Source organism: Kocuria sp. CPCC 205263 (assembly GCF_040981075.1).
GTDB classification, from domain to species: Bacteria; Actinomycetota; Actinomycetes; order Actinomycetales; family Micrococcaceae; genus Kocuria; species Kocuria rosea.
This window is the reverse complement of the sequence record NZ_JAVKPV010000008.1, coordinates 60,840-85,832: the sequence shown is the minus strand read 5'-3', so window position 1 is coordinate 85,832 and position 24,993 is coordinate 60,840. Positions and strand designations below refer to the sequence as shown.

The 24,993-nt window shown below is 72.4% G+C and carries 27 protein-coding genes; 10 read left to right on the top strand and 17 right to left on the bottom strand.

Features of this window, described 5'->3' with window-relative positions; translation table 11 throughout:
* Positions 1 to 108 precede the first annotated feature (108 nt).
* The 3 genes from nagB to RF647_RS13880 form a co-directional block, all read right to left on the bottom strand.
* Positions 109 to 909, bottom strand: a complete 801-nt coding sequence (gene nagB / locus RF647_RS13890) for a glucosamine-6-phosphate deaminase (RefSeq protein ID WP_368812223.1) — start codon at positions 907 to 909, stop codon at positions 109 to 111.
* A 68-nt stretch (positions 910 to 977) separates the two neighbouring features.
* Entirely contained in the window at positions 978 to 1,889 is a 912-nt protein-coding gene (locus RF647_RS13885) for an aminoglycoside phosphotransferase family protein (RefSeq protein ID WP_368812222.1), read from the bottom strand.
* A gap of 186 nt (positions 1,890 to 2,075) precedes the next feature.
* Complete coding sequence (locus tag RF647_RS13880) at positions 2,076 to 2,282, bottom strand: cold-shock protein (RefSeq protein WP_035923571.1); 207 nt, start codon at positions 2,280 to 2,282, stop codon at positions 2,076 to 2,078.
* A gap of 281 nt (positions 2,283 to 2,563) precedes the next feature.
* On the opposite strand from RF647_RS13880, the gene RF647_RS13875 reads away from it, so the two are divergent.
* From RF647_RS13875 to RF647_RS13855, 5 genes are all read left to right on the top strand, one after another.
* Positions 2,564 to 3,319 carry a 5-oxoprolinase subunit PxpA gene (locus tag RF647_RS13875; RefSeq protein WP_181372611.1) on the top strand — a complete coding sequence of 252 codons (756 nt, stop codon included), beginning with the start codon at positions 2,564 to 2,566 and terminating at the stop codon, positions 3,317 to 3,319.
* A gap of 108 nt (positions 3,320 to 3,427) precedes the next feature.
* Complete coding sequence (locus RF647_RS13870; RefSeq protein ID WP_368812221.1) at positions 3,428 to 3,667, top strand: acetyl-CoA carboxylase; 240 nt, start codon at positions 3,428 to 3,430, stop codon at positions 3,665 to 3,667.
* A 3-nt stretch (positions 3,668 to 3,670) separates the two neighbouring features.
* Positions 3,671 to 5,083: an acetyl/propionyl/methylcrotonyl-CoA carboxylase subunit alpha gene (locus RF647_RS13865; protein WP_368812220.1), complete on the top strand. Its 1,413-nt coding sequence runs from the start codon at positions 3,671 to 3,673 to the stop codon at positions 5,081 to 5,083.
* Complete coding sequence (locus tag RF647_RS13860; protein ID WP_368812219.1) at positions 5,080 to 5,988, top strand: allophanate hydrolase subunit 1; 909 nt, start codon at positions 5,080 to 5,082, stop codon at positions 5,986 to 5,988. Before RF647_RS13865 ends, RF647_RS13860 begins: the two co-directional genes overlap by 4 nt.
* Complete coding sequence (locus tag RF647_RS13855) at positions 5,972 to 6,937, top strand: biotin-dependent carboxyltransferase family protein (RefSeq protein ID WP_368812218.1); 966 nt, start codon at positions 5,972 to 5,974, stop codon at positions 6,935 to 6,937. The genes RF647_RS13860 and RF647_RS13855 overlap by 17 nt, the downstream gene beginning before the upstream one ends.
* Before the next feature lie 30 nt (positions 6,938 to 6,967).
* Here the strand turns inward: RF647_RS13855 and RF647_RS13850 are convergent, their stop codons facing one another.
* From RF647_RS13850 to RF647_RS13800, 11 genes are all read right to left on the bottom strand, one after another.
* Entirely contained in the window at positions 6,968 to 8,038 is a 1,071-nt protein-coding gene (locus RF647_RS13850) for an ABC transporter ATP-binding protein (RefSeq protein ID WP_368812217.1), read from the bottom strand.
* Complete coding sequence (locus RF647_RS13845) at positions 8,038 to 9,795, bottom strand: ABC transporter permease (RefSeq protein ID WP_368812216.1); 1,758 nt, start codon at positions 9,793 to 9,795, stop codon at positions 8,038 to 8,040. The genes RF647_RS13850 and RF647_RS13845 overlap by 1 nt, the downstream gene beginning before the upstream one ends.
* The gene (locus tag RF647_RS13840) at positions 9,788 to 10,813 is read right to left on the bottom strand and encodes an extracellular solute-binding protein (RefSeq protein ID WP_368812215.1); all 1,026 of its coding nucleotides are present in this window, start codon (positions 10,811 to 10,813) and stop codon (positions 9,788 to 9,790) included. The genes RF647_RS13845 and RF647_RS13840 overlap by 8 nt, the downstream gene beginning before the upstream one ends.
* Before the next feature lie 159 nt (positions 10,814 to 10,972).
* Positions 10,973 to 12,073: an NADH:flavin oxidoreductase gene (locus RF647_RS13835; RefSeq protein WP_368812214.1), complete on the bottom strand. Its 1,101-nt coding sequence runs from the start codon at positions 12,071 to 12,073 to the stop codon at positions 10,973 to 10,975.
* Between the two features lie 60 nt (positions 12,074 to 12,133).
* On the bottom strand, positions 12,134 to 12,472 hold the full coding sequence (locus tag RF647_RS13830) for a hypothetical protein (protein WP_368812213.1): 339 nt from the start codon (positions 12,470 to 12,472) through the stop codon (positions 12,134 to 12,136).
* Positions 12,473 to 12,534: 62 nt separating this feature from the next.
* Positions 12,535 to 13,287, bottom strand: a complete 753-nt coding sequence (locus RF647_RS13825) for an SDR family NAD(P)-dependent oxidoreductase (protein ID WP_368812212.1) — start codon at positions 13,285 to 13,287, stop codon at positions 12,535 to 12,537.
* A 20-nt stretch (positions 13,288 to 13,307) separates the two neighbouring features.
* Positions 13,308 to 13,496 (bottom strand): SDR family oxidoreductase, encoded by a 189-nt coding sequence (locus tag RF647_RS13820; RefSeq protein ID WP_368812211.1) that lies wholly within the window; start codon positions 13,494 to 13,496, stop codon positions 13,308 to 13,310.
* A gap of 17 nt (positions 13,497 to 13,513) precedes the next feature.
* On the bottom strand, positions 13,514 to 14,086 hold the full coding sequence (locus RF647_RS13815) for an SDR family NAD(P)-dependent oxidoreductase (RefSeq protein ID WP_368812210.1): 573 nt from the start codon (positions 14,084 to 14,086) through the stop codon (positions 13,514 to 13,516).
* Positions 14,083 to 15,423 (bottom strand): MFS transporter, encoded by a 1,341-nt coding sequence (locus RF647_RS13810; RefSeq protein WP_368812209.1) that lies wholly within the window; start codon positions 15,421 to 15,423, stop codon positions 14,083 to 14,085. Before RF647_RS13810 ends, RF647_RS13815 begins: the two co-directional genes overlap by 4 nt.
* 26 nt (positions 15,424 to 15,449) lie before the next feature.
* The gene (locus tag RF647_RS13805) at positions 15,450 to 16,337 is read right to left on the bottom strand and encodes a polysaccharide deacetylase (RefSeq protein WP_017834877.1); all 888 of its coding nucleotides are present in this window, start codon (positions 16,335 to 16,337) and stop codon (positions 15,450 to 15,452) included.
* A gap of 28 nt (positions 16,338 to 16,365) precedes the next feature.
* Positions 16,366 to 17,334: an asparaginase gene (locus tag RF647_RS13800; RefSeq protein ID WP_368812208.1), complete on the bottom strand. Its 969-nt coding sequence runs from the start codon at positions 17,332 to 17,334 to the stop codon at positions 16,366 to 16,368.
* A gap of 185 nt (positions 17,335 to 17,519) precedes the next feature.
* Between RF647_RS13800 and RF647_RS13795 the strand changes: the two genes are divergently transcribed.
* Entirely contained in the window at positions 17,520 to 18,521 is a 1,002-nt protein-coding gene (locus RF647_RS13795) for a LacI family DNA-binding transcriptional regulator (RefSeq protein WP_368812207.1), read from the top strand.
* Between the two features lie 361 nt (positions 18,522 to 18,882).
* Here RF647_RS13795 and RF647_RS13790 read toward each other — a convergent pair whose 3' ends face one another.
* Both RF647_RS13790 and RF647_RS13785 read right to left on the bottom strand, forming a co-directional pair.
* Positions 18,883 to 20,232 (bottom strand): permease prefix domain 1-containing protein, encoded by a 1,350-nt coding sequence (locus RF647_RS13790; RefSeq protein WP_368812280.1) that lies wholly within the window; start codon positions 20,230 to 20,232, stop codon positions 18,883 to 18,885.
* On the bottom strand, positions 20,232 to 20,594 hold the full coding sequence (locus RF647_RS13785; RefSeq protein WP_368812206.1) for a PadR family transcriptional regulator: 363 nt from the start codon (positions 20,592 to 20,594) through the stop codon (positions 20,232 to 20,234). The genes RF647_RS13790 and RF647_RS13785 overlap by 1 nt, the downstream gene beginning before the upstream one ends.
* Before the next feature lie 171 nt (positions 20,595 to 20,765).
* Between RF647_RS13785 and RF647_RS13780 the strand changes: the two genes are divergently transcribed.
* The 4 genes from RF647_RS13780 to RF647_RS13765 all read left to right on the top strand — a co-directional run bounded on the left by RF647_RS13780 (position 20,766) and on the right by RF647_RS13765 (position 22,934).
* Positions 20,766 to 21,329, top strand: coding sequence for a GIY-YIG nuclease family protein (locus RF647_RS13780; protein WP_368812205.1), 564 nt, complete (start codon positions 20,766 to 20,768; stop codon positions 21,327 to 21,329).
* A gap of 70 nt (positions 21,330 to 21,399) precedes the next feature.
* Positions 21,400 to 22,221, top strand: a complete 822-nt coding sequence (locus tag RF647_RS13775) for a hypothetical protein (protein ID WP_368812204.1) — start codon at positions 21,400 to 21,402, stop codon at positions 22,219 to 22,221.
* A gap of 72 nt (positions 22,222 to 22,293) precedes the next feature.
* Positions 22,294 to 22,734, top strand: coding sequence for a hypothetical protein (locus RF647_RS13770; RefSeq protein ID WP_298585268.1), 441 nt, complete (start codon positions 22,294 to 22,296; stop codon positions 22,732 to 22,734).
* A 5-nt stretch (positions 22,735 to 22,739) separates the two neighbouring features.
* Positions 22,740 to 22,934, top strand: a complete 195-nt coding sequence (locus RF647_RS13765) for a hypothetical protein (RefSeq protein WP_298585269.1) — start codon at positions 22,740 to 22,742, stop codon at positions 22,932 to 22,934.
* A 77-nt stretch (positions 22,935 to 23,011) separates the two neighbouring features.
* Here the strand turns inward: RF647_RS13765 and RF647_RS13760 are convergent, their stop codons facing one another.
* Entirely contained in the window at positions 23,012 to 24,820 is a 1,809-nt protein-coding gene (locus tag RF647_RS13760; RefSeq protein WP_368812203.1) for a flavin-containing monooxygenase, read from the bottom strand.
* Positions 24,821 to 24,993: the final 173 nt, after the last annotated feature.

Sequence of the window (24,993 nt, the reverse complement as noted above, 5' to 3'; positions counted from 1 at the left end):
CGGGTCGGATAGTGATGCCGGCGTCCGCGCGGCGCGGCGGGCCCCGTTTCCGGCGGAGATCCGCCATTTCCGCTCTGACTGGTTGCATCGCGGTGCATCCTGTGCGTTTTATGACGCGGGCGCGGAACCGTCAGATCCTTGCCCATCCCCCTGGTCCGGGACAGGGCTGTGGCCGTCCCCGAGCGTCAGCCCGCTCGCGGCGGCTTCGTCGAGGACCAGCGTGGTCCGGGGGTGGAACTGCAGCACCGACGCCGGGCACCGGGCGGCCACTGGACCCTCCACGGCCGCGGCGACGGCCGCCGCCTTCCGCTCCCCCTGCGCGACCAGGAGCACCTGGCGTGCCTCGAGGATCGTGCCCAGCCCCTGGGTGAGGCAGTGGGTGGGGACGTCGTCGGGCCGGTCGAAGAAGCGGGCGTTGTCGGCGCGCGTCTGCGCGGATAGGGCCGCGACGCGGGTGCGGGAGGACAGCGACGAGATCGGTTCGTTGAAGCCGATGTGGCCGTTCGTGCCGATCCCCAGGACCTGGAGGTCGATGCCGCCGGCCGCGGCGATCGTCCGCTCGTACTCCTCGGCGGCCCCGCCCAGATCGGCGCGGGAGGCGTCGGGCACCCGGACCTGCTCCGGGGCCAGGCCGAAGGGCCGGACGACCTCCCGGTCCAGGTACGCGGCGTAGCTGCGCGGGTGCTCCGGCGGGAGACCGACGTACTCGTCGAGGGCGAAGCACGTGAGGTGCGAGAGGTCGAGCGAGCCCTCGGCCCGGCGCCGGGCCAGCTCCCGGTAGATCCCGACCGGCGACGACCCGGTGGCCACCCCCAGCACGGTGTCCGGCTCTTCGGCGATCCGGCCGGCGACGACGTCGGCCGCGTGCGTGGCGACGTCCGCGGCGGTCGGCACGATGACGATGTCCATGAGCTGCCCCTCCCCGTGCACTGGGAGGCCCATTGTCCTCGGACCGGTGGCAGGCGCTCCAGCGGGGTTCAGGAGCACGGGTCCAGCTGCGCGGCCGCGTGCCGGAGCACGGGACCGAAGTCCGGGCCGGCGCCGGGGCTCGCCGCCAGCGCCGCCACGTACAGGGCGGCCCAGGCGGCGGCGCGGCGCCACACATCGTCGTCGTACCGGCCGGTGCTGTCGACGACGGCGCGGAACCCGGAGCGCTGGTCCGCGTCGAAGGCCAGCCACGCGCCGGCGAGGTCGGATGCGGGGTCCCCGGCACAGACGTCCCCGAAGTCGACGAGACCGGCCAGCCGCCCGTCCCGGTGCACGAGGTTCCAGGGGTGCGGGTCCCCGTGCAGCCAGACCGCCGGCCGTGACCACGGGGCGGCGCGCAGGCCGTCGTCGACGACGCCGCGGAGCCGCTCGGTGCGCCGCCCCCCGAGCAGCGCGGCCGCGGCCGGCCAGGACGGGGGCGCCGCGCGGAGCCGCGCGTCGAGCGGGACGCCCCGGTAGGGGTTGCGCGGGGCCTCCCCGGGTGCCGGCCGGTGCAGCGAGCACAGGGCCCGCGCCAGGTCCTCCGCGAGCCGCCCGCGCCGGGCGGGCGGCAGGGTCGCGACGGCCTCGCCCTCGATCCACCGGACCACCGCCCAGGGCCACGGGTACCCGGCGCCGGGGCCGCCGCGGAACACGGGCCGGGGCACGGCGATCCCCAGCGCGCCCAGCGGTGCGCCGGCCACAGCCGTCCACCGCACCTCGTGGAGGAGGCACGGGACGGCGGCGCGGCGCACCGGCAGGCGCACCGCGTGGGCGGGGCCGAGCCGGAACAGCACGTTGTCCCAGCCCTGCGCCACCGGGGCCGGCGTCAGGTCCAGGAGCCCGCGGAGCTCCCGCGGCAGCTGCGCCTCCAGCAGGCGGCGCACCTGGGCGGCCGTCGGCTGCACCTCGACCTCGGGCATCGTCCGCCCCTCCTCCCGGCTGCGTCGGCTCGGGCGCACCCCGATCCGGGTGCCGGACCCGGGACCCGGTGCGGGGGTCCGGCAGAGAAAGACATCGCCACCCGGCCGGAGCCGGGTGGCGATGTCAGGTCGACGCCGGGGCGTTCAGCCCCGCGCCGGAGATCTCACGAGGAGATCAGAGCGTGATCACGCAAGCACGGTGATGTTCGCGGCCTGGGGGCCCTTGGGGCCGTCCTGGGTCTCGAACTCGACGCGCTGGTTCTCCTCGAGGGAGCGGAACCCGCCGGAGTTGATCGCGGAGAAGTGCGCGAACACGTCCTTGGAGCCGTCCTCGGGGGTGATGAAGCCGAAGCCCTTGTCGGCGTTGAACCACTTCACGGTGCCAGTAGTCATGGGGAACCTGTCTTTCTGAAGAAACGGAGCGTCCCCGGCGATCGGGGTGCTCGGGCGTTGCGATGCCTGCCAAAACGTCTTCTCAGAAAAACTGCTGCGCCCGATGTCCGGGCGAACTGCTTGAACTGCAAGAACGAAACTTCAACAACTGGTGATGACTCTACAGGTGTTCGGGGAAAAGCACAGTGACGGGCCCCACTGCCCCCGCGGACACCTCGAGATCGCCGGGGGATCGCCCCGGGGCCGTTCCCACGGGCGCGTCGCGTCCATAGGCTGTGACCATGGCCACACCTGAGACCCGCACCCGGCCCACCGTCAACTCGGACATGGGCGAAGGGATCGGCCTGCACCGCTTCGGCAACGACCCGGAGCTGCTGCAGGTCGTGGACCTCGCCAACGTCGCCTGCGGCTTCCACGCCGGGGACCCGGACATCATGTCCGCCACCGTGGCCGCCGCCGTGGCCCACGACGTCGCGATCGGCGCCCACCCCTCCCTGCCCGACCAGTGGGGCTTCGGCCGCCGCGCCATGGTGCTCACCCCGGAGGAGGTCGAGTCCCTGGTCCGCTACCAGGTGGGCGCCCTCACCGGTTTCCTGCTCCAGCACGGGGCGGATCTGCACCACCTCAAGCCGCACGGCTCGCTCTACGGGATGGTCGCCAAGGACCCGGCGCTCATGGAGGCGGTGGCGGCGGTGGCCGCCGACTACCGCGTGCCCGTGCTCGGCATGGCCGGCACCGCCCACGAGTCCGTGTGCGCCGAGCGCGGCGTGCCGTTCGTGGCCGAGCTCTACGTGGACCTCGACTACAACGCCGAGGGCGGGCTGATCATCCAGCGCACGCCCCACGCCACCGACCCGCGCGCCGCCGCGGACCGGGTGGCGCAGGCCCTGGCCGAGGGGGTCGTGCGGGCCGAGGACGGCACGGAGCTGCCGATGCGCTTCGAGTCGGTCTGCGTGCACTCCGACGCCCCGGGGGCGCCCGCGGTGGCCCGCGCCGTCCGCGCGGCGATCGACGCCCACGCGGCGACGGGCACCTGACCCGCCCGGCCGCCGTCGTCGTCCCGGCCTTCCGACCCGGACCCGGAGCTCCCCGGCCCGGTGCCCGCCGACCCCACGTCTTCCCACCCGACCGAAAGGACCCGCACCATGACCGAGATCCAGTCCCCGCTCCCCGGTGTCTTCTACCGCCGCCCCTCCCCCGACAAGGACCCGTTCGTCCGGGACGGCGACCCGGTCGAGGCCGGTCAGGTCATCGGTCTCATCGAGGTGATGAAGCAGTTCTCGGAGGTCCAGTCGGACGCCGCCGGCACGATCCAGGCCTTCGAGGTGGAGGAGGGCGACATGGTCAACCCGGGGGACGTCATCGCCGTCGTCGCGGAGAGCTGAGCCGTGCCGATCTCCACGCTCCTGGTGGCAAACCGGGGCGAGATCGCGGTCCGGATCCTGCGCTCGGCGCAGCAGATGGGCCTGCGCACCGTGCTGGCCGTGAGCGAGGTGGACCAGGACTCCATGGCGGCGGAGCTCGCCGACGCCGTGGCCGTGGTGGGCCCCGCCCCGGCCCAGAAGTCCTACCTGAACGCGGAGGCGCTCGTGGCCGCGGCCCTGGAGCACGGGGGCGACGCCGTGCACCCCGGCTACGGCTTCCTCTCCGAGAACGCCGCGTTCGCCCGGCGCGTCCAGGAGGCGGGTCTGACGTGGGTGGGCCCCGCCCCCGACGTCATCGACCTCATGGGCCACAAGACCCGGGCGCTGGAGGCCGCGATCGCGGCCGGGGTGCCCGTCCTCGCCGGGTCCAACGGGCCCCTGGAGGGCGACGACGACGCCGTCCTGGCGCTGGCCCGGGAGGTCGGCTACCCGCTCGTAATCAAGGCCTCGGCCGGTGGCGGCGGGCGCGGCATCCGCCTGGTCCGCGCCGAGGAGGATCTGCTGCGGACCGTCGACACCGCCCGGTCCGAGGCCGGGGCGAGCTTCGGGGACCCCACGGTGTACCTGGAGCGGTTCGTGGAGCGGGCCCGGCACGTGGAGGTTCAGGTCCTCGGCGACGGGCAGACCTTCCTGCACCTGGGCGACCGCGACTGCTCCCTGCAGCGCCGCTCCCAGAAGATCGTGGAGGAGGCCCCCGCCCCGGACCTGCCGGACGAGGTCCGCGAGCGCATCCGGGACTCCGCCGTGAACCTGGCCCGGCTGTGCTCCTACACCGGGGTGGGCACGGTCGAGTACCTCTACGACCCCGTCCGGCACGAGGCGGCGTTCATCGAGATGAACACCCGCCTGCAGGTGGAGCACCCGGTCACGGAGTTCGTCACGGGCGTGGACCTGGTCGCCGAGCAGCTCACGATCGCCTCGACCGGGCGCACGGAGCTGCGGCAGGAGGACATCTCCTTCGCCGGGCACTCCGTGGAGTGCCGGATCAACGCCGAGGACCCGGAGAAGGGGTTCATGCCGAGCCCGGGCACGATCAGCCGCCTCGACTGGCCGGAGGGCTCCGAGTACCGCGTGGACTCCGGCGTGCGCAGCGGCGACACCGTGGCACCGTACTACGACTCGCTGCTGGCCAAGCTGATCGTGCACGCCGAGGACCGGGAGACGGCCGTGCAGCGGATGGGCGCGGCCCTGGCCGCCACGCACGTGGAGGGGATCAGGACCACGGTGCCGCTGCTGCGGCGGCTCGTGCTGGACCCGGAGTTCGCGGCCGTGGCGCACCACACCACCTGGATCGAGACCGAGCTGCTGACCGGCCGGGCCGGCGGCACACCCGGCGACAAGCCCGGCAACATTCCCAGTGAGGGGAGCGCACCATGACCGAGACCCTGTACCTGCCCACCGCCCGGTACACGTGGGGCGGTGACGAGTTCCTGTTCGTGGAGTTCGACGAGGGCATGAACCTCACCGCCAACTACCTGGCCACCACCGTGGCGCACGGCCTCTCCGCCCTGGACCTGCCCGGCGTGGTGGACGTCTGCCCCGCCAACGCGTCCCTGCTGGTGCGCTTCGACCCGGACGTCATCAGGGCCGAGGACCTCAAGCGCCGCACCCAGGAGCTCGAGGGGCAGGCCCGCGAGTCCACGCAGTACACCGCGGAGACCCGGATCATCGAGGTCCCGGTCTGGTACCAGGACCCCTACACCGCCGAGGTCGTGGCCCGCTTCCGCGAGGGCTACCACCAGGACCCCTCCGGCACCGACCTCGACTACGCCGCGAAGGTCAACGGCCTCGCGGACGCCGCCGAGTTCATCCGCCGCCACCACGAGTCCCCGTGGCTGGTGTCCATGGTGGGCTTCGTGGCCGGACTGCCGTTCATGTACCAGCTCGTCCCGAGGGACCGGCAGCTCGAGGTGCCCAAGTACCTCAGCCCCCGCACCGACACTCCCCCGCTCACCGTGGGCCACGGCGGGTGCTTCGCCTGCATCTACTCGGTGCGCGGCGCCGGCGGCTACCAGATGTTCGGCATCGCCGCCGCCCCCATCTACGACCCCGAGCAGCACCTGCGCGACTTCCGGGACTTCCTCATCCTGTTCCGGCCCGGGGACCTCGTGAAGTTCCGGCCGGTCGACGAGACCGAGTACCGCTCCATCCAGCAGCAGGTCGAGGACGGCACCTGGCGGTACCGGCAGGCGCCCGTGACCCTCGACGTCGAAGCCGCGCTCGCCGATCCCGACAGCTACAACCGCACCCTTCTGGAGGCCCTCGATGGCTCTGACGATTGAGCAGCCCGGACTGCTGACCACCGTCCAGGACCAGGGACGGATCGGGTACTACCACGTGGGCATCCCCCAGGGCGGGGCCATGGACCAGGAGTCCGCGCAGGCGGCGAACAAGCTGGTCGGCAACACCGCCGTGGAGGCCGTGCTCGAGTGCACCTACACGGGCCCCGCCTTCACCGTGGACGCCCCGACGACGATCGCCGTGACCGGCGCGGACCTGCCCGTGCTGGTCAACGGCGAGGAGCGCCCGTCGTGGCGGCGGATCGAGCTGACGGCGGGGGACGCCGTGAAGTTCGGCGTGCTCCGCGGCGGCGCCCGGTTCTACCTGGCCGTCCGCGGCGGCATCTCCGTGCCGGAGGTGCTCGGCTCGCGCTCCACCTACGCGATCGGGCGGCTGGGCGGGCTGGACGGCCGGAAGCTGGAGGCCGGGGACGTGGTGCCGGTGGGCGAGCCCACGGGCCTGCTGCCCGAGGTCGAGGAGATCCCGGAGCGCCTGCGACCGGGCTTCGGGAGGTCGCTGGAGCTGCGGATCATGTGGGGTCTCTACGACCACCTGCTCACCGACGAGGGCCGGCGCCGGCTGGTCGAGGAGGAGTGGAAGCTCACTCCCGTGGCGGACCGGATGGGCCTGCGCTTCGAGGGCCCCGGCGTGGAGTGGCTCCAGCGCCGGCAGCCGTTCGGGGCGGGCTCGGACCCCTCCAACATCGTGGACGCCGGCTACGCCGTGGGCTCCATCCAGGTCCCCGGCGGCACCCAGCCGATCGTGCTGCACCGGGACGCGGTCTCGGGCGGGGGTTACGCCATGGTGGGCACCGTGATCTCCGCGGACATGGACCTGCTGGCCCGCGCCGCCCCGGGCACGGCCACCCGGTTCCGCGCGGTGTCCATGGAGGAGGCGCTGCAGGCGCGCCACGAGCGGGCCGAGCGGCTGGAGGAGATCCGGGCGCTGTGACCGACCGCTGAGGCGGTCGAGAAGCCGCGCTCAGCCGTACACGCGCACCCGGTCCAGCTCCACCTCGACCGGGTCACCGATCTGCGGGACCCAGCCGGCCACGTGCGCCCGGAGGTCCGTGCCGTGCCAGCGGATCTGCAGGTCGTGGCCGTGGGGACCGAACAGGGCCGAGGTGACGGTCCCGGCGCCACCCTGATGCCCGTCCGGCGCGGGGCGCACCCGCACGTCCTGGGCCAGCACCGCCGCCACCGCCCGCCCCGTCTCCGGCGCGCCCGGGCTCGCCAGCACCCGCGCCGGAGCGACCGCCGGCGCGGTGTTGTCGGGGCGGAACGCGGGGCCGCCGGGGCCGGGCTCGAGGACGCCGTCCAGCAGGGTCGCGTCGGTCAGGAACCCGGCCACGAACGGGGTGGCGGGGGCGTCCAGCAGCTCGCGGGGCGTGCCCACCTGCTCGATCCGGCCGTCCCGCAGCACGGCCACCCGATCGGCCAGGGCCAGGGCCTCGGCGCGGTCGTGGGTGACGTGCACGGTGGTCAGCCCACGCGTCCGGGTCAGCGCCTTGAGCTCCACCCGCAGCCGGGCCCGGAGCGGCTCGTCGAGCGAGGACAGGGCCTCGTCCAGCAGCAGCGCCTCGGGCTGGGCCGCCACCGCACGGGCGAGAGAGACCCGTTGCCGCTGCCCGCCCGAGAGCGTGGCGGGCGAGCGGTCCGCACAGCCCTCGAGCCCCACGAGCTCCAGCACCTCGGCGGTCCGGGTCCGGCGCTCCCGCCGGGGCAGCCCCTGGATCTTGAGCGGATAGCCGACGTTGTCGCCGACCGACAGGTGCGGCCACACGGCGTGGTCCTGGAACACCATGCCGAGACCACGGCGCTCGGCCGGCACCCAGGTCACCGAGGAGGCGACCTCCGACCCGTCGATCGCGATGCTCCCGTTCTCGGGCCGCAGGAACCCGGCCACCGTGCGCAGCAGGGTCGTCTTGCCCGAGCCGGACGGACCGATGAGGGCCAGGAACTCGCCCTCCGCGACCGCCAGGTCGATGCCGTCGAGGCTCGTGCGGCCGTCGTCGTACCGGTGCCGCAGTCCTCGGATCTCGATGCGTCCCATCAGTGCTCCTTCCGTGGTGCGGTTCCGCGGACCGGGGTCACCGCGCGCCGGTGCCGTCCACCGGCCCACGCGGCGAGCGAGAGACCAGCAATGCCTGCGAGCGCGACGAGCAGGGCCAGCGCGGAGGCCGTGTTGTAGTCCCCGGCCTGCTGCAGGCTGTAGATGACCACGCCGAGCGTCTGGGAGCCCGGGGCCACGAGGAGGATGGAGATCGTCAGTTCCCGCACCGCGGTGAGCGCGACGACGACGCCCCCGATCACCGCCGGCGGCAGGCCCATCCGCCAGACGACGTCCACGAGGGCCCGCAGCGGCGAGGCCCCGGCGAGGCGCGCGGCGTCCTCGAGGGACCGGGGCGTGGACGCCAGCGGGGCGCGGACGGCCTGGACCACCAGCGCCAGGAACGCCATGACGTAGGCACCGAGAATGATCCACGGGGTGTTGAAGATTCCCAGGGTCGGCCCTATCAGCAGCCAGGCCACGGCGATCACCAGTCCGGGGAGGGCCTGGGGCAGGATCGCGACGGCGTCCATGGCCTGCCCCTGGCTGTCCCGGCGGCGCACCACCAGGGAGGCGACGGCGAGTCCTAGGGCCGCGCAGATCGCCCCGGCGCCCACGGCGAGACCGGCCGAGGTCCGCACGCCGCTGAGCGCGAGGTCCGAGGTGGCCGCCCGGACGAGGACGGACGGCGTGATGTTCTCGGCGGTGAACGGCACGCCGGGGGCGGGGAGCAGCGCCTGGGCGGCGAGTGCCAGCAGCGGCACCACGCACACCACCAGGGCGCCCAGCAGCACGAGCGCGGCGAGCGGCCACCGGGCCCGGCCCAGCCGGATGGGACGCGCGGTCCCCGCGGAGCTCAGCTCCGTGCCGCCGGGCAGACGGCGCTGCAGCAGCACCACGGCCAGGGCCGCGAGCAGCAGGACCACGCCGATGGCCGAGACCATGGGCAGCGGATTGGCCACCGCCCCGGAGGCGAGGTAGCGGTAGGCCAGGGTGGTCAGGGTGGTGTAGCGCTCGGGCAGACCCAGGAGGGCAGGGATGCCGAAGTCCGACATGTTGGCGACCACGGTCAGCAGGAAGGCGGCCGCCACCCCGGGGCGCATCAGCGGCAGCGTGACGTCCCGCAGCACGCGCACGGTCGAGGCCCCGGAGACGCGCGCGGCGTCCTCCAGGTCCGGCGACACCCGGCGCAGCGCTACCGCGATCACCAGGTAGGCCAGCGGGTAGGAGTGCACGGAGAGCACCAGCACAACCCCGTGCGCGCCGAAGACCGTCCAGTCCTGCCCCACGCCGAGCAGCGCCTCCCGCAGGGAGTTGACGATCCCGCCGGGCGCGAGCAGCGCCATCCACGCCATGGCCCCGATGAACGGCGGAACGAGGAACGGCAGCAGGAGCACCGCTCGCAGCCAGTTCCGGCCCGGGAGGTCCGTGCGGTCCAGCAGGACGGCGAGCACGGTGCCGGCGGCCGTGGCCAGCACTGCGGAGAGCACGGAGGAGAACAGGGTGTTGATCCCTGCCTCGAGGACCTCGGGCCGGAGGACGCCGGCGAGGTTCCCCGGCCGCAGCCCCTGCTCGAGCACCGCTGCCAGTGGCAGCAGGACGAGCAGCGCCAGGACCGCCCAGATGACGGCCCGGAACGCGCCCAGGCCGTCCGGGACCCGGGGGACACGTCGTCGTCCGGCCGGGACGGGAGCGGTGACGGGGACGGCCGGGACCGCCGGAGCGGCGGGGACGACGGTAGAGGCGGCGCGCTCAGCCAAGGAGGTCGTTGAACCGGGTGACCGCTGCGTCCTGGTTCTCGGCGACCTCGGTGAGGTCCGGCTCGAGCAGCTTGATCTCGGACATCTCGGGCGCGCCCTCCGGCACGCCGACGTCCTCCCGGACGGGCAGGTAGGACTGCTCGACCGCAACCTGCTGCCCCTCTGCGGAGACGAGGAAGTCGATGAAGGCGTTGGCTGCCTCGGCGTTGTCCGAGTCGGCGAACACTCCGGCCGGCTGGGAGACATAGGGCACGCCGTCGTCGGGGTACTGGACGGCGATCGGGGAGCCCTTCTGGCCCAGCTCGCGGGCGACGTAGTCGACGACGACCCCCAGGTCCGAGGTGCCCGCGGCGACGGCCTGGCCGACCGGGCCGTTGCTCTCCAGCACGATGGGCTGGTTGGCCACGAGGTCCCCGATCCACTCCTGGCCCAGGCCCTCCGTGAGCTCCCAGACGGCCAGGTTGAACGCGGCCGCCCCGGAGACGTCCGGGTTGGGCATCGCGACCCGCCCCTGCCACTGCTCATCGGTCAGCTCGGCCCAGGAGGCGGGCGGAGTCTCGACCGCCTCGGTGTTGTGGGCGATCACGGTGGGGATCACGCGGGTGCCGACGTAGAAGCCCTCGGGATCGACGACCGAGGGCAGCACCCCGTCGGTCTCCACGCCGTCGAGCACCTGGAGGTCGCCGTCCTCGGAGTAGCCCTCGAACGTGGGGACGTCCGCCGCGAGCAGGACGTCGGCCTGGATCTCGCCGCTCTCCTTCTCGGTGGCGATGCGGGTCTTCAGCTCGCCGGTGCCGGCGCGGTAGACCTCGACCTCCACATCGGGACGGACCTCCTGGAACGCGGCGACGACCTCGTCGATCTTGGCCTGCGGCTCGGAGGTGTAGACCGTCAGCGTGGTGGCCTCCGCGTCCCCGGAGGCCTCCCCGCCCTGCTCCGCGGAGCTCGAACCACCGCAGGCGGCGAGCGTGAGGGCGGCGAGAACGCCCAGGGGGACGAGGGCGGAACGGGAGCGCATGGTGGAACCTCTCGGAACGTGGCCGGTGGACTGCGGGGAGGGGCCCTGACGACCCCCTCCCCGCAGTCGACCGGTCGAAAATGAGCCGCAGGTGAACCGGTGGTGGCCGCCGGCCGACCACCGGACGTCCCTCGCGAACGCCGGCCCACTTCCGGTTCCCTAAGAGAGCTCCAGCTCCCAGTCCTTGACGTCGGCCAGGGGCGCGAGCAGGTTGCCGTCGAGCTCGGCGAGCGGGCGGCCGTGTCGCACCCGCTGCGGCCAGTCCCGGTTGGCCAGCGCCGCCTTGCCCAGGGCGACCACGTCGGCCGTGCCGTCCGCCAGCATGGACACGGCCGTCTCCGGGTCGTCCAGGTGCCCGTTGGCGATCACGGGCAGACCCGAGTGCTGCTTGGCCAGCGCCGCGAGCGACGGACCCTCGTCGCCGAACGCCGGAGCGGTCGCTCGGTACTCGGTGGTGTGGACGAAGTCGATCCCGGTGGCGCCCAGGGTCGAGAAGATCACCTCCGCCTCGTCGGGCCCGCCGCCCCACCGGTGGTCGTGGTCGCTGACCTTGGCCTGGGAGATGCGGATGCCCACCGCCAGGTCCGGCCCCACGGCGTCGCGCACGGCCCGGCAGACCTCGGCGGCGAACCGCACCCGGTTCTCCGGCGATCCGCCGTACTCGTCGGTCCGGAGATTGAGGTAGTCGGTGAGGAACTGGTCGAGCAGGTACCCGTTGGCGCCGTGGATCTCGACGCCGTCGAAACCGGCGTCACGGGCGCGCAGCGCGGCGTCCACGAACGCCTGCCGGACCTCCGCCATCTGCTCCGCCGTGATCTCCGCGGGCACGGGGTACGGGCCCTCACCGCGGTAGAAGCCCAGCTGCTCGCCCTTGGGGGCCACCGCGGAGGGGCCGATCGTGGAGTCGACGAACCGGTTGCCCTGGGCCTGGGACCCCGCGTGCATGAGCTGGGCGAAGATCTTCGCGCCGGCGGCGTGGACGGCGCCGACCACCTCGGCCCACGCCCGGGCCTGGTCGTCGGTGGCGATCCCGGGCTGATACAGGTAGCCCTGCCCGTGGGCGGCGTCGGGGTAGATCCCCTCCGTGATCAGCAGCCCGAAGCCGCCCTGGGCGAAGGCCTCGTAGTAGGAGACCATGCGCTCGGTGGCGTGGCCCTCCTCCGTGGCGCTGATCCGGGTCATCGGAGCCAGCGCCACGCGGTTCTCCAGTGCGGCGGGACCGATCTGCAGGGGGGACCAGAGCGGGTCGAGATCCGGCATGTGCATCTCCTTCGACAGTCGTTCAGGGGTTGTTCGGTCAGCGGGTGCCTCTGAGAAGGCTCACACGGTGTCGGCGCTGAGAAGAAGCGCCCGCACGAGCCGCCCCGCGTCCATGGGCGGAGCGCTGTGGTGGGTCCCGGCGGCGAGGATCCGCTCGAACTCCGCGCCGCCGTCGTCCGGCAGCAGGCGCCGGTCGACCAGGTGCTGGTCGACCAGGTGCTGGTCGACCAGGGCATCCGCCAGCGTCTCGACGTCGGGGAAGACCTGCTGGGCGCCCGTCCGGGAGCCCAGCACCCACCGGTCGCCGAGCACGGTGATCCTCGCGCGGCGCCCCACGCTGCGCCGCAGCTCCGCGAGGACGGCCTGCTTCATCCCGTTGAGATTGATGTAGGCGGTCACCTTCGAGACCGCACGCCCTCCGGGGCATCCTGCGCACATCGTGACATCTCCTCCCGGGCCGGCTACGGCATCACGTCGCCGCTGTTGGGGCCCAGCGTCTGGCCGGTGTAGAGGTCGCCGCCGGGCGAGGAGGCCAGCAGCAGCGCGGTGGGCGCCACCTCGTGGGCCTGGCCGAAGCGCCCGATGGGCAGCTCCGCCTGCTTGGCGGCCTTCCACTCCTCGGACAGTCCCTCGATCAGCGGTGTCACGACGGGACCGGGCGCGATCGAGTTGACGAGGATGCGGTGCTCGGCGAGCTCCAGCGCCATGGCCTTCGTCATGCCGATCACCCCGGCCTTGGCCGCCACGTAGTGCGTCAGGCCGGTCCCTCCCTTGATGCCCAGCTGGGAGGCGATGTTGATGATCCGCCCGCCGCCGCGCTCCACCATGTGGGGCGCGGCCCAGCGCGCGGCCAGGAAGACGCCCTTGAGGTCCACGGCCAGGACCTTGTCGAACGTCGCCTCGGTCATCTCCAGCAGCGGCGTCTCGTCGAGGATGCCGGCGGCGCTGACGAGGACGTCGATCCCGCCGAGCTCCTCGACGACCTGTGCCATCGCCTGCTGCACCGCCTCGCCGTCGGTGACGTCCACCGCGATCGCCGTGGTGCGCCCGCCGAAGCTGCCGCTCTCCTCCGAGACGGCCGCCGCGTGCTGCTCGTCGCGGTCCAGCACGGCCACGTCCGCGCCCTCCCGGGCGAAGAGCATCGCGATCGCCGCCCCGATGCCGCTGCCGCCGCCGGTGACGACGGCGACCTTTCCGGTCAGTTGCTGTTCCATGTCTGCCTTTCCTGGTGGGCTCAGCTCGGCCAGCGGACGGTGAGCCCGCCGTCGACGATCAGCTGCTGGCCCGTGACGTAGGCCGAGTCGTCGCCGGTGAGGAAGCGGATGGTGCGCGCGGCCTCGTCGACGTTGCCCACGCGGCCCCACGGGATGATCGAGCCCGCGGCGTCGAGGCCCTCGCGGCCCAGCGAGTTCACCGGGTCCAAGGACTGGGGGCTCTCGATCAGCCCCGGGATGACGGCGTTGACCCGGATCCTCCGGGGGCGAGCTCCACGGCCAGCGAGCGGCACAGGCCGATGAGCCCGGATTTCGCCGCCGCGTAGTGGCTGTGTTCCTCCCACCCGTAGACGCCACCGGCGATCGACGACGTCGCCACCATGGCCCCCCCGTGGGCCATCCGCGTGCTGCAGGAGCGGAAGACGCGCATCACCCCGGAGAGGTCGACGGCCATCATGTCGTCCCACGCCTGGTCAGTCATGTCCGCGAGTGCGGCACGGCGCAGGATGCCGGCCGCGGCCACCGAGATGTCCAGCCGGCCGAACTCGTCGAGCGCGGTCTGGGCGAGCTTCTCGGTGTCCTCGAAGCTGCGCACGTCCATGGGGACGGCCGTGCAGCGCCCGCCCGCGGCCTCCACGGCGCGGACGGTGTCCGTCGCGTCGTGGGGGTCCGAGGGGAGGTAGCCGATGACGCTGTGGGCACCGGCCCGGGCGTAGGCCACCGCCAGCGCCCGGCCGATCCCGCTGCCGCCGCCGGAGATCACGGCGACCTTTCCCTCGAGTCCGTCGTCGCGGATCATGCGATCACCGTGGTCCTCAGGTGGGCGTCCTTCAGGGTGCGGGTCCCTGCCATGCACAGCGCCGAGAGGATCAGCCCGCCGGAGCCGGTGATGATCGCCGCCGTAGCCGTGTCCACCCCTGCGGTCAGCAGGATGGTGAGCAGCCCGGAGCCGGCGATGCCGCCGAGCGGCGCCATCACGTGGGCCACGTTCGCCCCCATGCCGCGCACCTGGGGCGGGAAGGACTCGCCCATGTAGAAGAGCAGCGCCGCGTACGGGCCGGTGAGGAAGAACAGCGTCATGGCGTACAGCGGGATGATGTAGCCGGAGGTGCCCGGGCCCAGCAGCATCACGAGGCTCACCACGCCGCCGGCGACCCAGCCGAGGACCACGGTCGGCTTGCGGCCGATCTTGTCGCCCAGCCAGCCGTGGAACACGTAGCCCACGAAGCCCACCGCATTGGAGAGCACGAGGATGATGAGGGCGTTGTCGAAGGAGACGCCCTTGGCCTCGACCAGGATGGTGGTGCCCAGGACGGAGAACACCTGGATCGCGAACCAGTTGAAGAACCACGCCAGGGACAGGCAGGTAGTGTGCCGGCGCAGCGCCGGGGTGAAGACGTCCTTCACGCCGGTGGCGTGGTGGGCCGCCTCCTCGAGGTCGTGCTCGTCGGCCAGCGCGTGGGCACCGGCGGTGTCACCGGCGGCCCGGCGCCGCCGGACCTCCTTCATGGCGGCGAAGGTCGGGGACTCCGGCAGGCGCAATGCCAGGCCGACGACGATCAGGGACAGCACCGCGGCGACCACGAAGCTCCAGCGCCAGCCGATGAGCGGGAGCGTCAGGGCCGACAGTCCCGCGGAGACCAGCGCGCCGACCGGCCAGCCGCCCTGCACGAGCGAGTACATGAGGCCGCGGCTCTTGGCCTCCTTGTACATCTCGTTGAGGTAGACCGCGTTGACGACCTCCTCGGACATGGAGAAGCCGGAGAAGGAGCGGATGATGACCAGGCTCGCGGCGCCGACGGCGGCGCCGGTGAGACCGGACGCCACGGCGCCGCCGAGCATGAGCACGATGAGCGCCTTCTTGCGGCCCATCTTGTCGATGATCGTGCCCACGGCCAGGGCCACGATGAACACGCCGATCGTGGCGTAGGTGTTGATCGCGGTGGACTCGGCCACCGACCAGCCGAAGTCCTCGGCGATCACGGGGAGCAGCGTGCCGAAGAGGGTGAAGTCGTAGACGGAGGCCACCCAGGCGATGAAGCAGACGATCGAGACCTGCTTGACCACCTTCGGGGTGATGGGCACGTTCCAGGGCTCGACGCCGGAGGGCGTCGGGTTCGAGCGCAGAGCGGACATGGCGATGTTCCTTCGTGCCGGTGGGATCAGGCGGAGGTGCGGGGACTGCGGGCGGCGAAGTCGCGGGCGACGTCCTCCATGAACGCGAACTCCACGCCGTCGTGACCCTGGATGTGGTCGAAGAGGCGCTCGAGCATCAGCAGGTTCTGCGGGCGGCCGCAGACGTCGGGGTGGATCGTGAGGGGGAAGACCGCGTAGTCCATCTCCCGGTAGACCCAGTCGAACTGGTCCTTCCACAGCTGCTCGATGTCCCGCGGGGACACGAAGCCGTGGCTGTTCGGGCTGGACTTGATGAACATCATCGGCGGGAGGTCGTCCAGGTACCACGAGGCGGGGATCTCGATGAGGTCGGTCTCCTCGCCGCGCACCAGCGGCTTCATCCACTCCTTGGCCGAGGCCGCGTCGTAGTCGATCTTGGTCCAGGTGTCCCCGACGCGCACGTAGTACGGGGTGTGGTCGTCGTGCATGAGCGAGTGGTCGTAGAGGAAGCCGCGATCGAGCAGGATCTCGTTGGTCACCCCGGAGAACTCCCACCAGGGCGCCACGTAGCCGACGGGCTTCTTCCCGGAGCGCCGCTCGATGAGGTCGGTGCAGTAGTCGAGGATCTCGGTCTCCTGCTCGCGGGTCATCGCGATGGGGTTCTCGTGGCTGTAGCCGTGGACGCCGATCTCGTGGCCGGCGGCGACGACCGCGTCGAACTCCTTCGGGAACGTCTCGACGGAGTGGCCGGGCCAGAACCAGGTGACGGGCATCTCGCGGCGCTGGGCGAGCTGGAGCAGCCGCGGCACGCCGACCTCGCCGGCGAAGAGGCCGCGGGAGATGTCGCCCGGGGAGTCCTCGCCGCCGTAGGAGCCGAGCCAGCCGCCGACGGCGTCGACGTCGATGCCGACGGACACGTAGATCTTCTTGGACATGATGTCTCCTCTGGTGGTGGGTGGTGTTCTAGAGGTGGGCGGTGAAGGCCCCGGGGAACTCGGTGGCCGAGGTCCCCAGGGAGAGCAGGAGGGCGGCGAGGATGCGCGCCTGGAGCGGGTTGAGGTCCCCGGAGGGGACGGCGCCGGCCGCCACGAGGTCGGTGCCCCCGCCGTTGCCGTAGAGCGGGACGACGGGTCCCCACGGGGCACGGGTGCTGAGCACCACCGCGCAGCCGGCCTCGACCGCACGGGCCACCGACTCCGCGAAGCCGGGGCCCGCGTTGCCGACGCCCGATCCGGCGAGGACCACGGCCTGCGCGCCGGAGCGCACGGCGAAGTCGAAGAGGTCCGGGGTGGCGCCGGTGTGGGCCGTGATGATCTCGACCCTGGTGCTGTCGAAGGCCGCCGGCGGCAGCGGCAGCGGCTCCCGGCGGACCGGCCTGGCCGTGACGACGAGCCCGGACCCGGCCATGTGCGCCACCTCGGCGCCTCCCTGGAAGGGGCTGCTCGCGGTGGTGTGCGCCTTCCGGGCGCCGCGGGCGGAGCGGACCGTCCCGTCGAAGGAGATCAGCACGCCGCTGCCCCGCAGCTCGGGCGAGGCGGCCGCCAGCACCGCCTCCTCGACGTTGCGGGGGCCGTCCGGGGCCGGGCTGTCGGCCGGCTGCTGGGCGCCGGTGAGCACCACGCTCTTCGGGGAGCCGTGCACCAGGTCCAGCAGGAACGCCGTCTCCTCCAGGGTGTCGGTCCCGTGGGTGACCACCACACCGTCGTTGGCAGGATCGGCCAGCGCGTCCCGGGCCGCCTCGGCGATCGCCCGCAGCTCCCCGAGGGTGAGCCGGTAGCTGCCCGTGGTGAGGACGTCCCGGGTGGAGACGGTGAGCTCGCCGTACCGGTTCCGGGACAGGTCGGCCGCCGTGTCCGTGGCCACGGAGCCCGTGGACCCGCCGCCCCGGGACGCGATGGTGCCCCCCGTGCCGAGCAGCTGGATGTGTGTCACGTGCCGCCTCCCTTCTGTAGTTTCGTCCCGCTCCTCCGGAGCGCAAGCACTCTATGCAAACGAATGCCGCAATCGATTGCGTACGATGTTGGGACTGACCATAGAGCGCATCTAGAGTGATGCGCAACACATTCACGAGAATTTAACGTCCGTTACTGTGTGGAAACAGCCGCGAGGAGGTGGACATGGACGCACGACCGGCGGTCACCCTGAAGGCCCTGGCGGCCGAGCTGGGCCTCAACCCCTCCACGGTCTCCCGGGTGCTCAACGACCCCAAGGGCCTCGGCTCCAAGTGGGCCGCGCCGGACACCACGGAGCGGATCTTCGCGCTCGCGGAGGAGCGCGGCTACCGCAAGAATCCGTACGCCGCGTCGCTGCGCACGGCCAAGTCGCACATGATCGGGGTCGTCGTGCCCCGCCTGCAGGACTACGTCCTGGCCACGATGTACGAGGGCATCGACGAGGCCGCCTCCGAGCACGGCTACTTCACCGTGGTCTCCAACTCCCTGGACGACCCCGCGGCCCACCGTGCCAAGGCGGAGAAGCTGCTGGACCGCCGTGCCGACGGCCTGATCTTCGGCGACGCCCTGTTCGAGGACCCCTTCCTGGACGAGCTCGCCGAGCGCGGAGTGGCCTTCACGCTGGTGAGCCGGCGGTCCCCGGGGCACCGGTCGGTGACCTGCGACGACTACGCCGGGGGACGCATGGTCGCGGAGCACCTCGTCGCGTCCGGCCGGAGGACCTTCGGGCTCATCGCGGGCAATCCGCGGGCCTCGACCTCGATCGACCGCTGCGCCGGCTTCCTGGACGCGCTCGCCGGGCACGGCCTCGGGGTGGACCCGGCGCGGGTGGTCCCCGGCGGCTTCGACGCCCCGGCCGGCAGCGTGGCCGCCGCCCGGATCCTGGCCGCCGGGCCGCTGCCCGAGGCGGTGTTCGCGGTCAACGACTTCGCGGCGATCGGCGCGCTCGGCGTGTTCGCCCGGGAGGGGATCACGGTCCCGGAGGACCTGGCACTCGTCGGGTTCAACGACACGCCGCTGGCCGGCAGCGTGGGGCTCACCACCGTGCGCTCCCCCATGCACAGCATCGGCCGGCAGGGCTTCGAGATGCTGATGGACGTTCTCGACGGCCGGGACGTGGAGAGCGTCCGGCTCCCCCCGGAGCTCGTGGTGCGCACGAGCGCCTGAGCACCGGACGCCCCACCGCAGGACCGCAGGACCAGCACGCCGTCGGGTGCGGGGTAGAGCTCCGAGGCAAGTCGGCGCAACTGTGGACAGAATGCGAATCGATCAGGTAATAAGCCAGTGTTAGTGTTGATGCATCACGCAGGTGATCAGCCGGGGGGCTGAGCCGCCGCGTGAGGATCTCGTCGGAACGACCGGCCGCAAGGCCGCCGGCACGACGACGATCATGATGCCGCCGTCCTGGTGGCAGCGGGCCTCGGACCATCTGGTCAGTCGTCGGGGGGCGACTCCCCTGCCACCGGGACGCGCAGGCCCCCTTTCGCTCTCAGCAGCCGCTCCGCGGTGCGAACGCGGAGCCCGCCGGTCAGGCGAAGGCGAAGACCAGCGGGAAGACCACCACCACGACCGCGGCCCACACGCCGTAGACCGGCAGGTAGCGCGTCTGCCAGCGCTCGAGCTCCGCGAACGGCCGGCGTCCCCGCAGGCACCCGGCGCTCAGCCACGCGGCCCGCACCAGATGCACCAGCAGCAGCAGGTTCAGCCCGAGCGCGGCGATCTTATTGGGGCTGGAGCCGAACTCGGCGATCCTGGTCAGCATCGCGGTCAGCATCACCGCGTCCACCGTCAGGGCCGCGACGACGAGCACCAACTGCAGGCCGTCGAAGAGGCCGGGCGGCTCGAGCGGGTCCCGGGCGGAGATCGAGTAGAGCAGCAGCGCCAGGACCAGCACGAGGATCGCGTCCATCAGGATCAGCAGCCCGCGGTCGACGTCGACGAGCCCCCCGGCCGCCGTGAGCACCACCAGGAGGGCCAGCAGCATCAGGATCGTTAAGGGAGTGAACACCCGTGTGAGGACCGGGGCGATGTTCTCGACGACGTTCTGCTTGGCCTCGACCAGCCACGCGGCCACCACGAGGGCGCCGGGCACGGCGAACGGCAGGATCCAGTCCTCCAGCACCGGCTCCAGGTCGATCCCGAGGACCTGGAGGGCCCCGAACGTGAGCCCGACCAGCACCGCCCCGCCCAGGGCCAGGAGCGTGTAGTAGATCACGAGTTCGCCGGTGAAGCGAACGAAGTCCATCCGCCGGCTGTCGGAGCGCCACCTCCCGCCCGTGTAGGCGATCCCGGCCAGCAGCCACAGGACCACCGGCGCGTGCAGGACGGCGAGCAGCTCGGTGGACCCGCCGGGGACGAACGGATAGACGTTGAGCACGATCGCCAGCACCGCGAACGGGACGAGCAGCGCCGCCACCACGCGCGCGGTGAGCCGGCGCTTCCACGCGAAGTACCCGGCGAGGAAGGGCAGCACGAGCAGGCCGAGGTTGCGCGCCAGCACCGCCTCGTCGCCGAGCCAGGCGGTGCCGGCCTTGACCGCCAGCCCGGCCCCGACCGCGAGCGCCAGGACGATGCCCAGCTCCCGCCACGGCGGTGCGCCGGTCTCCTCGGCGTCCTCCGGGAGGAGCACGAGCTGCTTCCACAGCCGCTCGGAGTGCTCGCGGGCGAACTCGTGCGAGACGGCGTCGAGGTTGCCCATGCGCTTGATCGCGACGAGGAAGGCCTCGTCGTCGTCGAGCCCGGTGGCCCGCAGGTCCGCGACCTGTTCGCGCAGGTGGTCCTCGAGCTCGTCGACGTCGGCCGGGGAGATCGCCTGGCGGCGCTGGACCCAGCCGCGCCACCGCCCGATCTGGGCCTCCTGCTCCGCGTGCAGCTCCATCACGCCCACCGCTCGGTCGTGGCGGGCGGCTGCTGCGCGGCCTGCCACACCTGCCGCAGCGCGTCGGCCACGACCGCCCACTGCTCCTGCCGGTCGGCGAGCGCGGCCCGGCCCGAGGTCGTGATCGCGTAGTGCTTGCGCCGGCGCCCGGCCTCGGACGTGCCCCACGAGGAGGAGACGTAGCCGAGGCGCTCGAGCCGGTGCAGCAGCGGGTAGAGCATGCCGTCGGTCCACTGCATGGAGCCGCCGGAGAGCTCGCTGACGCGCTTGAGGATCGCGTAGCCGTACAGGTCGCCGTCCGCCAGGATCCCCAGCACGAGCGGGGTGGCCGAGGCGGCGACCAGGTCCTTGTCGATGCGCACTGCGCCTCCTGATACCTAGGTGTGCTACGCATTGAACCCTAGCAGCGCTAGGTATGGCAAGTGCGGCGCCGGACATTGCGGCGCGGGCCGGGCGGGCTGGGCACCGCCGCGTCCTGCGCCTACAGTCGAAGCAGAGTTGCAGAAGAGAACGCCCCGGAGAGGTGGTGATCCATGAGCACGCAGCCCGGCCTCGCCGCGCTCCCGCTCCGCACGCCGCTGGAGGCGGAGGTCCGCCCCTCCCGCGGCGTCTACGCCTGGTGGCTGGACACCGCCCGCTCCCCCACCCCGGAGGCGGCCGGGCTGCACCTGCCCGCGGTGCCGCGGCTCCGCCACTCCTCAGGGACGGCCGAGCTGCTCTACGTGGGCCGCGCCCGGCGCGACCTCCACCGGCGGATCAGCGGCCAGCACCTGCGGCGGACCCGCTCCTCCGCGCTGCGGCGCACGCTGCTCGCGGTCCTCCTGGCCGGGGACCCGTCCTGGCGGGACGGCGCCGCCGTGGACGGGCGGGGCCGCGTGGTCCTCGACGAGGTGCACGAGCAGCGGCTCACGGCGTGGATGCAGGAGCACCTGCTCCTCGGCTGGGCGGAGTGCGGGACGAAGGACGACGTCGACGCCCTCGAGCAGCACTGGGTCGCGGCGCACCAGCCGGCGCTCAACACCGAGGGCACCGGGCACGGCCCGGAGCTGACCGAGCTCAAGCGGGTCTTCCGCGAGGGCCTGCCCCAGCGGTCCTGAGCTCCCGGGGCCGCTGTGGCCGCGGCGGTAGAATGGGTGCCCAGCACGCACGTGGTCGTCGGGGGCCGTCATGAACAACACCGGGAGCAGCAGCGGAGCCACCGTCTGGGTGGTGGTCCTGGTCGCCGCGGTGGTCGCCGTCGGCCTGTTCCGGTTCGTGCTCCTCGGCGGGGTGGCCCTCCTCGGCCTGGTCCTGGTCGGCCTGCTGATCTGGTTCAGCGCCGGCGTCATCACGAGCTTGAGCCGCGCCGCCGGTCAGGACGCACCCGAGGACGACGACGCCGGGCCGCCGCTCGCCGCCTCGCAGACCGGGCGGACGTCGGTGGAGGAGGCCCGGGCGGCCGGGGCGTCCAACATGCGCACGGCCTGGATCTCGTGGCACCTCCGCTCCCTGCCCCCGCCGGAGGACTCCCGGGATCCCCGGCTCCTCACGGGCACCCTGTCCGTGGTGCCGCAGGCGGACTGGGACGTGGACCGGCTCCGCACGCACGGCCGCGCGCTGTGGTCCCTGCGCCGCAGCGCCCGGCGGCACGACCTGCTCGACCAGCTCGACGCTCGACTGGACCGGGTGGTCGCCATGATCTCCGACCTGACCGACGCCGAGTTCGACACCGCCCTCGGGCAGGTCAACGACCAGTACCTGTACCACCCGGACCGGCAGGTCCGCACCGCCTACCTGGAGGGCGGCGCCCTGGGGGTGGACCTCATCATGGACGCCGTGACCGCCGCCCGGGCCCAGGCCCGCGAGGACGCCGCCACGAGGGCCGCCGCGGAGGCCCTGGCCCAGCAGCGCACCGCCGCGCTGCGCGCCCTGCGGGAGACCCACCACCCCACCGCGGGCCGGGACGCCCGCGCCGCCTGGGACGAACAGGCGAAGAAGCTCGAGGGGTGAGCGGCCGGCGATCGGGCATCCTGGCGCTGGAGGCGGGGCTGCGGTGTCGCTGGGCGCTGACAGACTCACCTCATGGACGAAGCCGCACTGCCGTTGTGGATGGAGGTCGTCCGTGCGCTCGGCGCCGGCCTGGGCCCCCTTCTGTTGTTCCTCTCGGCGGTCATCGCCGCAGTCATCGCCTGGAAGGCCTACCGGCAGCGCAAGGCGGCGGACGAGCTGTCATACCGACAACGCAAACAGGCCGACGACCGCGCCGAATGGTGGCGCCGAACCCAGTGGGCCATCGACTACGCCTCCGACCGTGACGACGAGCGCACGCGGATCGGCATCCGGGCCCTGGACTACCTCATGGTTTCCGAACTGGCGACGGAGGAGGACATCGCGCTCGTCCGGGGGATCCTCGATGCGGTCATCGAAGGGAGCCGGGCCCGCGACTACAATGGATCCACAGGACAGGGAGAACCCACAGCATTCGACCCATGGTGGTGTCCCTGGAAACGCAGAGGCGAGTGACTCCTATGGACAAGAAGACGCCCCGGTACAAGGTGGGCCTCACCCATGCCTTCGACGAACTGGTGACGCCGAATTCCGATGGGACCTACAGCATCCGCATTCCCAGCGAAGGGGATCGCGTCATCGTGGTGCCCTCGAAGTCGAAGGCCGAGATCATCGCCGAGGCCGAAGCGTTGCGCATCAAGCTCTCTGCCGCCTGACAGCGCCCAGCGACTCATGACGGGGCGCCGGAACGGTCGATCCGTTCCGGCGCCCCGCCGTCGCTCCCGGGTCGGCATCACCGGGGGTGGTGGGACTCCTCGAGCTCGAACACCGGGGTGGGAAGGCCCTCCATCCGGGCCTTGAGCTGCAGGGCGAGGTACTTGGAGTAGTGCCTGCTCTGATGCAGGTTCCCGCCGTGGATCCAGAGGTTCTCCACGTTGGTGGGCTTCCACATGTTCCGCAGCTCGCCCTCCCAGGGCCCGGGGTCCCGGGTGGTGTCGGAGCCGTAGCCCCAGCACTTGCCCACCCGGTCGGCGACCTCCGGGGAGATCAGGTCCGCGAGCCACTCGTTCATGGACCCGTAGCCGGTGGCGTGGACGACGAGGTCGGCCGGCAGCTCGGTCCCGTCGTCGAGCACCACCGCGTCCTCCGTGAGCCGGTCGACCTGGCCGGTGGCCAGCTGGACCCGCCCGTCGATGATCAGCTGCGAGGCGCCCACGTCGATGTAGTACCCGGAGCCGCGGCGCAGGTACTTCAGGAACAGCCCGGAGCCGTCCTCCCCGAAGTCGAGGTCGAAGCCGGCCGCCTCGAGCGCGTCGTAGAACTCCCGGTCCCGCTCGGCCATCGCCTCGAACGCGGGCCGCTGGACGTCCGGCAGGACCCGGTACGGCCAGGACGCGAAGAGCATGTCCGCCTTCTCCGTGGTGATGCCGGCCTCCAGCGCCTCCTCGGAGTAGAGCGGCTTCAGGACGAGGTCCATGAGCGACTCGCTGCGGGAGATGTGGGTGGAGGAGCGCTGGACCATGGTGACCTCGGCCCCGTGCTCCCAGAGGTCCGCGCAGATGTCGTGGGCGGAGTTGTTGGAGCCGATCACCACGGCCCGCTTGCCCGCCCAGTCGTCGCCGCCGGCGTGCGCGGAGGAGTGGTGCTGCGCGCCCCGGAAGACGTCGGCGCCCGGGAAGTCAGGGATTCTCGGGTACCCGGAGACGCCCAGCGCGAAGACCAGCTGCGTGGGGTGCAGCACGACCTCCTCGCCGTCGCGGTCGACGACGACGGTCCAGGTCCCGGACTGCTCGTCCCACTCGGCCGACCGGCACTCGGTCCTCGCCCAGTAGTTGAGCTCCATGATGTCGGCGTAGTGCATCAGCCAGTCGGCGACCTTGTCCTTGGCGGGGAACACCGGCCAGTCGTCCGGGAACGGCAGGTAAGGCATGTGGTCGTACCAGACGGGGTCGTGCAGGTGCAGGGACTTGTAGCGGTTGCGCCAGGCGTCCCCGGCCTTCTCGTGCTTGTCCACCACGATCGTGGGGATGCCGAGGCGCTGCAGCCGCGCGGCCAGGCCGATCCCGCCCTGACCGCCGCCGACGACGAGGCAGTACGGCTGCTCCGTCCGGCCGAGGGCCTCCTCCCGCGCCCGGCGCCGCTCCAGCCAGGTGGTGCGCTCGCGGGTGATCTCGTGGACCACCCCGCGGTCGCGGCGCGGCCCCTTCTGCTCCTCGAAGCCGCGCAGGTCCTGCAGCGTGGTCAGCAGGGTCCACGCCTTCCCGTCGCGCAGCCGCAGGTAGCCCCACCCGGATCCGGCGGAGGTCTCGAAGCGCACCCAGCACTCCGTCACCCCGTCCGCCTCGGTGGGCTCGCCCTCGACCTCCCACCCGGAGGGCCGGACGTGCGACAGGGTCTGCGCGAGCATCCGGCAGATCTGCTCGCGGCCCTCCAGCGTCTTCAGGTTCCAGGTGAACGCCAGGAAGTCGCGCCAGAAGCTCTCCTCCGCGAACAAATCCGCCGCCGCGTCCGCGTTGCCGGCTGCGAGGGCGTCCTCCAGGGCGGCCAGCCAGGAGCGGGCGGTGTCCGTGCCGGCTCCCACGCCGGTGTCGATCGTGGTCATGGTTCCTCCTCGGTGTACGCCGGACGCCCAGTGGCATAGGGTCCGATGTGATGCGTGTCACCACTGTGGGGCCGAGGGGGTTTCCCCGGCGTTGCATCAGGACGGACGCCGTGACGTCGGGGCGCACCCCGTGGCATCAGCACAGACCCCGTGACATCGGGACGGGCGCAGAG